At 59.4% G+C, this 11,826-nt stretch carries 14 protein-coding genes and 1 pseudogene; 7 read left to right on the top strand and 8 right to left on the bottom strand.

The window, feature by feature from the left end; genetic code table 11:
* Positions 1–26 precede the first annotated feature (26 nt).
* Entirely contained in the window at positions 27–863 is an 837-nt protein-coding gene (locus NKH60_RS08355) for a universal stress protein (protein ID WP_352871854.1), read from the top strand.
* Between the two features lie 79 nt (positions 864–942).
* Here the strand turns inward: NKH60_RS08355 and NKH60_RS08350 are convergent, their stop codons facing one another.
* From NKH60_RS08350 to NKH60_RS08335, 4 genes and pseudogenes are all read right to left on the bottom strand, one after another.
* The gene (locus NKH60_RS08350; RefSeq protein ID WP_352871852.1) at positions 943–1,389 is read right to left on the bottom strand and encodes a pyridoxamine 5'-phosphate oxidase family protein; all 447 of its coding nucleotides are present in this window, start codon (positions 1,387–1,389) and stop codon (positions 943–945) included.
* A gap of 34 nt (positions 1,390–1,423) precedes the next feature.
* Complete coding sequence (locus NKH60_RS08345) at positions 1,424–2,122, bottom strand: phosphoribosyltransferase (protein WP_352871850.1); 699 nt, start codon at positions 2,120–2,122, stop codon at positions 1,424–1,426.
* Between the two features lie 3 nt (positions 2,123–2,125).
* A complete protein-coding gene (locus NKH60_RS08340) occupies positions 2,126–2,560 on the bottom strand; it encodes a DUF2267 domain-containing protein (protein ID WP_352871848.1) in 435 nt (144 codons plus the stop codon).
* A gap of 182 nt (positions 2,561–2,742) precedes the next feature.
* Positions 2,743–3,195: pseudogene (locus NKH60_RS08335) on the bottom strand (aminotransferase class I/II-fold pyridoxal phosphate-dependent enzyme); the annotation flags it as partial.
* Positions 3,196–3,554: 359 nt separating this feature from the next.
* Here NKH60_RS08335 and NKH60_RS08330 point away from each other — a divergent pair.
* Together NKH60_RS08330 and NKH60_RS35130 are read left to right on the top strand one after the other, a co-directional pair.
* Entirely contained in the window at positions 3,555–3,938 is a 384-nt protein-coding gene (locus NKH60_RS08330; protein WP_352871846.1) for a phasin family protein, read from the top strand.
* A gap of 12 nt (positions 3,939–3,950) precedes the next feature.
* Positions 3,951–4,451 (top strand): c-type cytochrome, encoded by a 501-nt coding sequence (locus tag NKH60_RS35130; RefSeq protein WP_502907738.1) that lies wholly within the window; start codon positions 3,951–3,953, stop codon positions 4,449–4,451.
* Positions 4,452–4,467: 16 nt separating this feature from the next.
* Here NKH60_RS35130 and NKH60_RS08320 read toward each other — a convergent pair whose 3' ends face one another.
* Positions 4,468–4,836 carry a translational machinery protein gene (locus tag NKH60_RS08320; RefSeq protein WP_352871844.1) on the bottom strand — a complete coding sequence of 123 codons (369 nt, stop codon included), beginning with the start codon at positions 4,834–4,836 and terminating at the stop codon, positions 4,468–4,470.
* A gap of 61 nt (positions 4,837–4,897) precedes the next feature.
* Positions 4,898–5,146, bottom strand: coding sequence for a lipoyl domain-containing protein (locus tag NKH60_RS08315; RefSeq protein WP_352871841.1), 249 nt, complete (start codon positions 5,144–5,146; stop codon positions 4,898–4,900).
* Positions 5,147–5,254: 108 nt separating this feature from the next.
* On the opposite strand from NKH60_RS08315, the gene NKH60_RS08310 reads away from it, so the two are divergent.
* On the top strand, positions 5,255–5,527 hold the full coding sequence (locus tag NKH60_RS08310; RefSeq protein WP_352871839.1) for a hypothetical protein: 273 nt from the start codon (positions 5,255–5,257) through the stop codon (positions 5,525–5,527).
* On the opposite strand, the gene fixJ is transcribed toward NKH60_RS08310, so the two are convergent.
* Entirely contained in the window at positions 5,524–6,138 is a 615-nt protein-coding gene (fixJ, locus tag NKH60_RS08305) for a response regulator FixJ (RefSeq protein ID WP_352871837.1), read from the bottom strand. The two genes, NKH60_RS08310 and fixJ, sit on opposite strands and share 4 nt — an antisense overlap.
* Entirely contained in the window at positions 6,125–7,681 is a 1,557-nt protein-coding gene (locus NKH60_RS08300; RefSeq protein ID WP_352871835.1) for a PAS domain S-box protein, read from the bottom strand. The genes fixJ and NKH60_RS08300 overlap by 14 nt, the downstream gene beginning before the upstream one ends.
* A 189-nt stretch (positions 7,682–7,870) precedes the next feature.
* Here NKH60_RS08300 and NKH60_RS08295 point away from each other — a divergent pair, with 189 nt between their 5' ends.
* Genes NKH60_RS08295 through NKH60_RS08285 form a run of 3 tightly spaced genes read left to right on the top strand, consistent with a single transcriptional unit; the run spans position 7,871 to position 11,791 of the window.
* On the top strand, positions 7,871–8,683 hold the full coding sequence (locus NKH60_RS08295) for a putative universal stress family protein (protein ID WP_352871833.1): 813 nt from the start codon (positions 7,871–7,873) through the stop codon (positions 8,681–8,683).
* Positions 8,683–11,301, top strand: a complete 2,619-nt coding sequence (gene mgtA / locus NKH60_RS08290) for a magnesium-translocating P-type ATPase (protein ID WP_352871831.1) — start codon at positions 8,683–8,685, stop codon at positions 11,299–11,301. Before NKH60_RS08295 ends, mgtA begins: the two co-directional genes overlap by 1 nt.
* Positions 11,302–11,335: 34 nt before the next feature.
* Positions 11,336–11,791, top strand: coding sequence for an NUDIX hydrolase (locus NKH60_RS08285; RefSeq protein WP_352871829.1), 456 nt, complete (start codon positions 11,336–11,338; stop codon positions 11,789–11,791).
* Positions 11,792–11,826 lie beyond the last annotated feature (35 nt).

The following is an 11,826-nucleotide window of genomic DNA, read 5'->3' as shown; positions in this document are numbered from 1 at the left end:
TTCACTTGAAATGAGGAGTTGCTGCCGTGACGTTCAGGACACTGCTTACGGTTACCGGACCAAACCAGGGCGAGGGCGATCTGAAGCTCGTCGCTGACCTATGCGAACAGATCGGTGCCCATCTCTCCGTGCTCGTTCTCGAACTGGCCGCACCGCCCTCAGGCGGCGAGTATGCTGCTGTCGTCTCACCAGCCTGGCTGGAGGAACGTCAGGCCGAGCTGAAAAGGCTCGAGAAACGAATTTCGGACGTCGCCGGCTTTCTGTCCCAGAGCGCCGTATCGGCTGATTTGAGCGACGACTATCCCGACACGGGATGGGCCGACGATGTCATCGGAAGGCGTGCCCGCTACGCCGATCTGACCATTCTAGGGCCGGACTTGTTGGCAAGCCATACGCTGAAGGATAAGGTCATCGAGGGCATGCTGTTCTCATCGGGAAAGCCCATGCTGCTCGTTCCCGAGGGCTCGCGCCCCACGCTGAAGCCGAAGCGCATCCTTGTTGCATGGGATGCCCGCCTTGAGTCATCGCGCGCCGTCCGCGAGTCGCTTGAGATGCTGAAAGGCGCCGATGATGTGCGCCTTGTCATCGTCGATCCAATAGAAGATGAGTTCCATCATGGCGAGGAGCCAGGTGCAGATGCCGCGGCCTATCTTGCCCGGCACGGCGTGAAGCTTACGGTCGACCGGCTGCCGAGTTCGAACCATTCAGTCGCCGACGTGCTTCGCCGGCATGCCGGCGACGTTGGGGCCGAGCTGATGGTCATGGGCGCCTATGGTCATTCCCGGTTGCGCGAGCGCATTTTCGGAGGTGTCACCAAGTCGATGCTTGAGGGTCAGTCGCTGCCGGTCCTGATGGCGCGATAGCAATCCAGCGGCAGCAAAAAACGGGCCGGCGCAGATTGCGCCGGCCCGTTCCATTTCACGCAACGAATCGATCGGACGACTACTCGCTCGCTTCTCGTCCGGACACCTGTTCAATCAGAATTCGGAAGAAAACGTGCGGAGCGCTGTCCGAAACGGGGGGTAAGACCGGCTTTAACGCGCCGGGCTCCCACCAGTCGGTATGTTTGCTCAACACCGACCACGCATGATCGCGTTCGAGTTTATGGCCAATTCGATCCGGCAACTCTTCGTACCGGCCGTCGGCAACGACGCTTCTCCATCCTCGCCCTTGGCCATGTTCGTCGACTTGGACGGACACCAGTGGATTGGCTCGCATCCATTCGATCTTCTTGCCCGGCATAGAAAAGGCATAGAGATGATTGTCGGCATGAGCGTAGTAGAACGGCACGACATAAGGCTGTCTGTCCTTCGCGCACGCCAGGCGGCCAATGCGGTTGGCCGTCAGCAGTTTCGTGCATTCCAAGGCAGAAAGCGTGCGGACCAGCATGACGTGATCTCCTATTTCTCTTTGTTGTTGCGTGTCATTGATTTCGTGGCGGCTTTTGAACTGGCGCTGACGGCGTGTGTTGCCCAGCCGTTTGCGATCGAGCAGCCTCGTCCATCGCAGAAACAACGTCGCTGTCCGACAGCTGCGGAAACCGCAAGTAATGGTAGCTCAGGGCACGGAACTGTCCTGGCTGACTAAGGCAAACCACACGATCAGCTTCCCGTGTCAGGTCGGCTACTGTCTCCTGCGGTGAAACAGGAACAGCCATAATGATTTCCCTGGGTGATCGACGCTTGAGGGCGTTGATCGCGATCTTCATGGTCGTGCCGGTCGCGGCACCGTCATCGACGATGATCGCGGTCTTTCCCGCGATCGACATCGGTTTGTTGTTCCCTCGATAGACAGCGCGCCGACGTTCCAGTTCGGGACGTTCTTTGGCAATCAAGACACGTAGCGCGTCTTCGTCGAGCGCATAGGTCTCGACAATCTCACGGTTCAAAACGACCTCTCCAGGATCACCATCGACGATTGCGGCAACAGCCAGCTCGGCATTGCCGGGCGCCCCCACCTTCCGGACAATAAGCAGGTCAAGAGGAGCGTGGAGGGCTTTGGCCACTTCCACTGCGACGGGCACGCCGCCACGCGGCAATGCCAGCACTATGGGCTGATGCAGTTGAAGCCTGCTCAGTTCCAGGCCAAGCTTCGCTCCAGCGTCTTCCCGGTCGCGGAACATCGGTCAATCCACCGGCCACAATTTTCGCAGCGACTTCTTCATCGAGTTTCTGACCTGCACGATCTCGCCATGCGAGATGTGACGGTCGAGAAGCTTGAACACCGCATTGACCGCGACATCGAAATCGATCTCCTCATCGTAGCCGAAACTGTTTCTGACGCTGATAATAAAGGCGCGCTTCGTGCGCTCATGCGCATGCACCGATGGATTCCAGCCTTCGAAATAGATGCCGCGGACCAAAACAGGCAGTTGCGCCGAGAGATCGGCCATTTCCGCTGGCGACAGCCAATCCCGCACCGTATGCAGAACAGACCTCAGGAGACGACACGCGCTCGGCTCGCTCCAGCTGAGGTCCTTGGCGAGCTCCTTGACCCATTGTTGCGCCTGCTGGCCAGCCTGCGTGAAGTCAGCGAAGGACGTGTGGGAAATATGACCCATGGCGATGCTCCTCGAAGATTTGAACTTCATTCTCAGTCATCGAAAGGCTTTGAGCATTGAGCAGGATCAAATCGTTCAAACGTGCGCTGCTCCGCTTCTTTTTTCACGGCCGCCTCGATCAACTCGAGGAGCCGCACATCGGCTGGTAGAGGGGACGAAGACCGTTTGGGCAGACGGCGGTTTCAGCCGCCGGATTTCTGCACCAGCAGCGGAACAATCCGATCGCTCTTCGCGACAGTGGGCCAGCCTGCCGAACCATAGGGTATGCCGAGCGCATCCCATGTCTCGACCAGCGCGTCCTGCAGGGACGCAATCAGCGCGTCCGAATGGAACGGTGTCGGCGTGATGCGCAGCCGCTCGGTGCCGCGCGGCACTGTCGGGTAGTTGATCGGCTAGATGTAGATGCCGTGCACACCGAGCAGGCGGTCGCTGGCCATCTTGCAGAGCTCGGGATCGCCGACCAGAAGGGGCACGATGTGGGTAGGCGACTCCATCACCGGCAGGCCGGCCGCGGCCAGCACTTGCTTGGTCCGCGTCGCCTGACGCAGCTGCGCATCGCGCTCGGCCTGCGAGCGCTTGAGATGGCGGATCGAGGTGGTTGCCGCGGCAGCGATCGCGGGCGGCAACGCCGTGGTTCGTGGCGGCCTGGTCGTCGGTGCCGGTTGGCATGACAAAATGCGGCTCGGCCGCACAGAAGCCGATCAAATCGGCATTATGCCGTTGAGCAAGATTCCAAGCCATGGAGATGCATGGCGCGGCGATGGCGTCCACGTCCAAATGAACCATGATCGTTTTGAAAGCCATCGCTGCAGCCCCTTTTGCGTCGAAGCGAGCTAGCCACCAAGAACGGGCAATGAGGATGCGTGTCAAACGCGGGAACGATATCGGTGGCGCCCAATTGCATCTGTTGATCCGGATCAACGACCTGGCGACGAATAGCGTTAGCGTCGTATGACGAACACTTTTGTTTGCACTTCACAATGGAGTATCGATCATGCAGACCCATCCCGAACCGTCGCAATTTGGCATGCAACTATTGCCGATGGTGGAAAATGGCCAGAAGGTCGTACTCGCTGCGGCGTCTCTTCAGGCGCATGCTTTCAAGGCAATGATGCGCTATCACATCGAAACGCTGGGGTTTCTGAAACATCGCTACGAGCAGGATGTAAAGCTGGCCGGTGACCTGATCGACGGCGCTGAGTTCAATAACGGCTTCGACATCTTCTCCACTTTCCTGCAGAATGCGACATTGGAATACACAACCGAAGCCGGCAAGGTCGCGGGCCTGACCTCCAAGCTCGCATTGGAAACGGCCAGGCGAGTGCGCAAGGAAGCCAGAACCGCGATCGACGACGTGGCGGCGAAGACCGTCGCGTAGATCGAAAGGCGGATGCCTGCAACCATGAGTGGCTATATGGACAATGGCCGTGGCTGGCCGCGGCGTCGATGGGTTTGGGCCCTTGTGGCGATGTTGCTTGGTTCCGTGCTGCCAGCTGTGGCTGAGAGCATAGCGGATCACGGAAAGGCGTTGGTGGAAGTCAATTGCGCCCGCTGCCACGCCATTGGAAAAACCGATAAAAGCACCCATCCCGACGCGCCGGCGTTTCGCACCTTGTCGAAGCGCTATCCGATCACGGATCTTGAGGAAGCCCTCGCCGAGGGCTTTTCGACCGGCCACCCGGACATGCCCGAATGGGTTGCGAGCCCTGACCAGATCGAGGCAATCATCGCCTACATCAGCAGCTTGCAGCAACCGTTATCGAGGTCACTGCCGCAGCAGCGGACCGAGCCTGGCGGCGCGCTGCGCGATCGGAGTTCATGCAAGCCGCTCTGTAACATGCAATCGACATCGCTGCCGATTGCGGATGCCAACGAAGCAACTCCTGACTGAGCTAGGGAATATCCGGTCAGCGGCATGGAAGAACGTCCGCGCATGCGCCACGATCTGGGCCTCCGTAGGGTGATCTGCCGGTTCCGCCGACAATGCGATCCTTCAGGTGAGGATGGTAATCGCGGATATGCTTGGCCAGTTCATCCTTTGCCGATCCTGGTCCCACGATCAGCCATTCCTTCGCCAGCTGCAGGGCTTTCACGACATCGTGGTAGAAGGCATCGTCTTCCGGCGCACACTTGCCGTTGACGGTGCCTGCCTTGTTATGGGTCTGATGATGCGTCAGTGTGGTGGTAAGCCTTACGCTTTCGGCTGTCTCACCGTTGAAGAAAAACACCTTTGCTTCGCGATGGTCCGGCCAGGCGACAGCATGTTGGGTCTGCATGTCTATACGTCCTTGAGTTGTTGTTGATGAGCGCAATCGTCGCGGTGAGGGGTCGAATGCCTCACGTGGATTGGAACTCCAGCGTTGCCAGGATCGAGCCGGGTTCGATGACGGCCTTTGCTGCGGCGACGATCGTCGCGCGGCCACCTGCCGGCGCGACAATCTCGTGAAGCGCGTCTTCGACGCGAACTTCGGCTATTCGCTCGCCGGCCTTGATTGTGTCGCCGCTGGCAATGAACCAACGCTCCAGGATGCCCTCGGGCAGCATGCTGGACGCCCATAGCGCTTCGTCGACCTTGATGTATTGCATCGCAATTCTCCTTTGAACTGGGAATGATAGACTGCGCACCGGGAGCGTCCTTGATCACGATCAAAGGCAAGTGCCGTCTTGCGGACAAAAGTTCAGCAATTCTTGAAAATGATCCAGGTCAAAGCGCGCCGCGCTGTTTCCGTCAAAGCTAAGACGATGTGGAACCCAATCCTAAGCGCACCGTATGGTCGCGACCTCGAACTCGCCGTCTTCGACGAAGAGGGGACGCATGCGCTCGTATTTCCGTGCGTAAGGAGTCGAGAAGGCTGGAAGAACGCCACCACGGGCGCCCGTGTTGACATCCGGCCGACGCACTGGCGCGATTGGGAGGAGGAGAAGGTTCAGGCCGGAACTGGCAACCCTCTCGAAGGTTCTCCCTAAGGTCTGGATTCCACGATCAATGCCATGCGCACAAGATGTGACAGGCTGCCCGCGCCCATCTTGCTCATGACATTGGCGCGATGGATCTCGACTGTACGCGGGCTGATTCCAAGGTCATAGGCGATCGTCTTGTTCGGCAGACCCGACACAAGCCCGTCCAGCACCTGCCGCTCTCGCTCTGACAAGGTCGACAGACGTCCGCGGATATCCGCGGACTGCGGGTGCGCTGCATTGACCTGGTTGCGGTTGGCGAGAGCGGAGCGGATCGCGTCGATCAGCAATTCGTCGTCGAACGGCTTTTCAATGAAATCGGAAGCGCCTTCCTTCATTGCCTGAACGGCGAGCGCCACATCGGCATGGCCAGTCATGACAATAACTGGAATTCTATGCCCGCCTGCTCTGAGCTGGCGCAGGAACTCGATGCCGTCTATGCCCGGCATTCGCACATCGGTGACAATGCAGCCGTCGATATTGCCCGTCGCCGTCGAGAGAAAAGCTGTGGCCGATTCGTGCAGGCGCACAGCGAAGTCTGCTGTGGCCAGAAGAAAACCGAGCGATTTGCGAACGTCGACGTCGTCATCGACCACGTGCACCAGATCACTGTTGGCCATTTGTGACCTCTTCTTTCTCTACGAGGCGCAAGGTGAACCGGAAAGCGGTTCCGCCGGCCGGCATTGCTTCGGCCCATATGTGACCGCCGTGCGATTCGACGATGGTGCGGCAAATGGAAAGGCCAACGCCCATGCCTTTCTTCTTGGTGGTGACAAATGGTTGGAAAAGCTGGGCCGAGACTTCTGGTGCGAGACCTGGGCCGGTATCGATCACGCTTACCTCTGCCATCCCATCGTCGCGGGCAACGGTTGTGACGTTCAATTCGCGGCGGGGCATGTCCTGCATAGCCTCCACCGCATTGCGCATCAGATTGAGAAGAACCTGCTGAATCTGGATGCGGTCGGCCAAGACAAGTTCGGCGGCGGGGTCAAGCTTGTAGCTGACCAAGACGTTTATCTCCCTCGCGCCGACAAGGGCCAGTGAAGAGGCTTCCTCGATTAGCGCCGGCAGTCGTTCCACCTGGCGCTCGCTTTCGCCCCTTGCAACGAAATCCCTCAGATGACGGATGACATCGCCTGCGCGCAAAGCCTGCTCAGCTGCCTTCTCCACCGCATCCCGCAGCATAGGCACGTTCTCTTCCGTGCTCTTCTCGAGCAGCCGACGACTGCCCTTGAGGTAGTTTGTGATGGCCGTCAGGGGCTGGTTAATCTCGTGGGCAAGCGTCGAGGCCATTTCGCCAAGCGCGGTAAACCGTGCCATGTGCAGAAGCTCGTGCTGCTGCTCCTGGATTCTAGCTTCCGCCCGGTGGCGCTCGGTCAGGTCTCGGCAGAAGCCGGTAAAGTGGCGGCCGGTTCCGGGATGCATTTCGCCAACGGAAAGCTCCATCGGGAAAGTGGAACCATCTTTGCGTGCCCCGGTAACGGTGCGGCCGAGCCCGATGATCCGGCGCTCTCCCGTTGTCAGGTAGCGAAGCAGATAGGCGTCATGCTCGTCGCGGTAGGGCGAAGGCATCAGCATTTTCACGTTTTGACCAACGACTTCGCTTGATTGGTATCCAAAAAGAGTTTCGGCGGCGGTGCTGAAAGATTGAATCCCGCCCTGCTCGTCGATGACGACCATTGCATCCGGCACTGTCGCCAGGATCGATCGCAAATGGTCCTCACGCAGCCGAAGTGCTGCGTTTGCAAAGGAGAGTTCGCTGACATCCGTGCCTTCAATGAAGATCGCAGTGATACGGCCGTCGTCGGCCTTGATCGGCTGATAGACGAAATCAAGGATGCGCTCTTCGACCGGCCCGTCGGCTTTGTTGCGAAGGCCAACCTTCACCCCGTGGCCGATATAGGGCTCGCCGGTCGTGTACACACGGTCCAGATGTTCGAAAACCTCATGTCCTTCGAGCTCGGGCAAGGCGTCCCGCACTGACTTTCCAATCACTTGCCTATCGCCGATCAATCGCTGGTAGGCGGCATTGGTCAGTTCGAAAATGTGACCTGGCTCGCGCATGAGCGCTATAAAGCCCGGAGCCTGATCGAACATTCGCGACAAGAGTGATTTCAGTGTCGTCCCACCGGGCGACAAACTGAGCGCTTCGTCCTGGATCACCTGATCTTCCTGGGTTCGAGACGGTGCTTCCACGGCTAACTATCACTTCTCGTCGCACACGCAAAACGGATCGAGACGACGTTTTCGGAACACGGATGCAATTGGCGATCTTTGACGCGTATCAAGGCATCGGGCGCTGGCGACTGCAATTCATCACGCATTGCACCGTTTCAGCGAAAGGCACCCGCAATGTCCTACAAGTCAATTATCGTGAACCTCGCCATCGATGCGACTCCTGCACCCATTGTGCGGGTGGGGATCGAACTTGCCGAACGATTTGGAGCGCATCTTATCGGCCTGGCGGCAGCTGACGTCCCGCCTCTGGTCGCGACAGGCGATGGCATGGTCTACGAAGGCGAGGTCATGCAGATCCAGCGAACGGAAATCGAGAAGCGGCTTGCTGAATTGCGTGAAGTGTTCGAGACGCTGGTACCAGCTTCGATTACAAGCGAATGGGAACAAGCCGTCTGCAGTCCGACCCGGTTCCTCAGCGTTTCGGCCAGGGCGGCCGACCTGGTTGTCACCGGTGACGGGGATGGAGACAACGTCTTTCGCGCCGTGGACATCGGCAGTCTGGCACTCGGTGCCGGGCGGCCAGTCCTGGTCACTGCAGGCAATATCGAGCATATCCGCGCAAAAACCGTGCTGGTTGCCTGGAAGGACACCCGGGAGGCGCGGCGGGCCATAGCTGATGCGTTGCCTTTCCTGGCCAAAGCCAGCGAAGTCGTGATTGTCACGATTGACACCGACCGCGACGGAAGCATTCGTGACAGCCTCGCCGATGTTGCGGTTTTCCTTGAACACCATGGCATCATGGCGCAAACCGAACTGCTCGCCGGCGAGGCTGATGGCGACCGGTTGCTGAGTTTCGCACGCTCGATCCATGCCGACATGATCGTCTCTGGCGCCTATGGCCATAGCCGCTTGCGGGAATGGGCATTCGGCGGCGTCACCCGCACGCTGATCGAGGAGAGCGGCATCAACCGCTTCATGTCGTATTGATGATAGGCGAAGCCGGGCAGCAATCCGTCTCGCCAGAGGACGGTTCCTATTGGTCGATCGAGATCAATGACCTCCTGCTACGCCTTGAAACCTCCGCCTCGGGGCTTGCGTCGTCCGAGGCGGCAACGAGGCTTGGAAGATTCGGCCGAAACACACCGGCGTCGACGTCAAGCGCCTCGGCCTTGGCAGTCTTTGCCCGCCAGTTCCGAAGCCCGCTGGTCCTAATCCTCATTTTCGCAGCCAGCGTGTCGGCCTTTGTCGGTGAGGGTCAGGAGGCCGCGATCATCAGCGCGATCGTGCTGGCAAGTTGCGTCCTGAGCTTCACACAGGAATATGGTGCCTCGCGTGCGACGGAAGCGCTGAAACAGCGCATTTCGCGCAAGGCTATTGTGCTGCGTGATGGCGTCGAGTGCTCGGTTGCTGCGGAAGACATCGTGCCGGGCGACGTGATTCGGCTTTCGGCCGGAAACCTCATCCCAGCAGATGGGGTCATTCTGGACGCGCGCGATTTCAATGTCAGCGAGGCCGTGCTGACCGGTGAAACCTTTCCCATCGTGAAGGCAGCGGGGCGGTCGGCGCCGGATGCCTCGCTCGCGCGACGCACCAATGCGGTCTTCACGGGCACTTCGGTTCGCAGCGGCACCGCAACCGTGCTTGCGGCAGCGACAGGCGCCCGCACCGAATTCGCATCGATCGCCGCAGCCCTGGAGCGAAAGATCCCCGAAACGGAGTTTGCGCGGGGGATAAGACAGTTCGGCTATCTAATGACCGAGATCATGCTGGCAATTGTCATCCTGGTGTTCTTCGCCAACCTGATGCTGCATCGCCCACTCATTCAATCGCTGCTGTTTTCATTGGCACTCGCGGTTGGCCTCACGCCGGAACTCCTTCCGGCCGTTATCAGTGTGACGCTGGCTCGAGGGGCTCGCGCGATGGCCGCCAACGGCGTCATCGTGCGCCGTCTCGATGCCATCGAGAATCTGGGCAGCATGGACCTGCTGTGCACGGACAAGACCGGCACGCTGACGGAAGGCGTCATCCACCTCGACGGATGGCTTGACGTCGACGGCAATCCGTCAACCGACATCCTGCTTTGGGCCCGTCTCAACGCGACCCTGCAGACCGGACTGAAGAACCCGCTGGACGAAGCGATTGCCGGTGCGTCGGGGGAGGGCGCATCATTGCCCGCCTTCACCAAGGTCGACGAGATCCCCTATGATTTCATTCGCAAGCGCCTATCGGTTGTGGTGCGGACCAAGGATGCCGAAGCTCTTCTGATTACCAAAGGTGCCGTCCTAAATGTCCTCGAAACGTGCGGCTTCGTCAGCACGGCGAAAGGGCTGGAACCCCTCGATGAGAAGCAGCGAGCGGCGATCGACGAGAAATTCCGGCGCTGGAGCGCGGACGGCTACCGCGTTCTGGGCTTGGCAATCCGTCGGTTTGAGAGCCGGAAAACGTTCAGCAGGAAAGACGAAATCGATCTCATCTTCGCGGGTTTCCTGCTTTTCCTCGACCCGCCAAAACAACGCGTGAAGGAGACGCTTGCCGAGCTCGCTCACCGCGGCATCGCGGTAAAAGTCATTTCGGGCGACAACCGTTACGTTGCCGCACACCTTGCCCAGGCGGTCGGCCTGCGCGCCGACAGGATCATGACCGGCGAGGCGCTGTCGAAATTGACGAAGAGCGCGCTCTTTGCGGGCGTGCAGCACACCGATCTCTTCGTCGAGATCGATCCCAACCAGAAGGAGCGCATCGTTCAGGCCTTGCGGAGCAGGGGCCATGTCGTTGGTTACCTTGGTGACGGCATCAATGATGCGCCTGCACTCCATGAGGCCGATATCGGCATCTCGGTCGACACCGCTGTCGATGTCGCGCGCGAGGCCGCCGATATCATCCTTCTCAAGCAGGATTTGGGCGTGCTCGTACGTGGCGTCGATGATGGCCGCAAGACATTTGCCAACACGATGAAGTATATTTCAATCACCACCAGCGCCAATTTCGGCAACATGATCAGCATGGCCATTGCCTCGCTTTTCCTGCCTTTCCTGCCGCTTCTGGCAACGCAAATCCTGCTCAACAATTTCCTGTCGGACGTGCCCTCGCTCGCCATTGCAAGCGACAACGTCGATGCGGACCAGTTGCTCAGGCCGCGCCACTGGAACATCCGCTTTGTGAGGCGGTTCATGATCAGCTTTGGCCTGGTCAGCTCGCTGTTCGACTTTGGAACCTTTGCGTTCCTGCTCCTCTTCGCGCATGCAACGGCTGCCGCATTCCAGACTGGCTGGTTCGTCGAATCGTTGCTGACAGAGCTTGCCATTGTGCTCATCGTGCGCACGCACAGGGCTTTCTGGACGAGCCGACCGAGCCCGTTACTTGCCTGGCTTACATTCGGTGTTGGGGTTGTCGCGATCATCATCCCCTATCTGCCGTTCGCAGCCTGGTTCGGCTTCGTGCCCTTACCGCTGCCTGTGCTTGCCGGGCTTGTCGCAATCACCGCGCTCTATCTCCTGGCCTCTGAGGCGACCAAGCGCTGGTTCTTCGGACAAGAAAGCCGTCAGTCGCACCGAAAGGGGGTGGGGCAATTGATCGACGGGAGGCCGAAGCCTCATGCGGCCTAACCAAGATCACAAGCTGTGAGGCAGGCTTGAAGCGGTGATGAAACGAAGCGCGGGTATTCTGCCCTATCGTAGATCGAGCAAGGGGCTGCAGGTGCTGCTTGTCCATCCAGGCGGCCCGTTCTGGCAAAGCCGCGATCTAGGCGCCTGGTCCATCGCCAAGGGCGAGTATGACGAAGGCGAGCTGCCAGAAGCCGCGGCGCGGCGCGAATTTAAGGAAGAGACAGGTTGGGAGCCCAAGGGCGCCCTGCTCAATCTGGGCGAGCTGCGCCAGCGAAAGAGCAAACTCATCACTGCTTTCGCGCTGGAAGGCGATTTCGACATCGCGACGTTGCGCAGCAACATGTTTGAGATGGAATGGCCACGACGCAGCGGCCGTGTGCAGTCGTTTCCCGAGGTGGATCGCGGTGAATGGCTGGATCTAGACCTGGCCCGGGAAAAACTGCTTGCCGGTCAGCGGTCCTTTCTCGAACGCCTTGTTGCTTCTGTTTAGCGCGCCATGCTTGCTTTTTGGGGCCCAGAGTTTGG

The organism is Mesorhizobium sp. M1006 (assembly GCF_040318825.1).
Classification (GTDB): Bacteria; Pseudomonadota; Alphaproteobacteria; order Rhizobiales; family Rhizobiaceae; genus Mesorhizobium.
The sequence above is the reverse complement of the archived record's forward strand: the minus strand, read 5'-3'. Positions and strand labels throughout refer to the sequence as shown.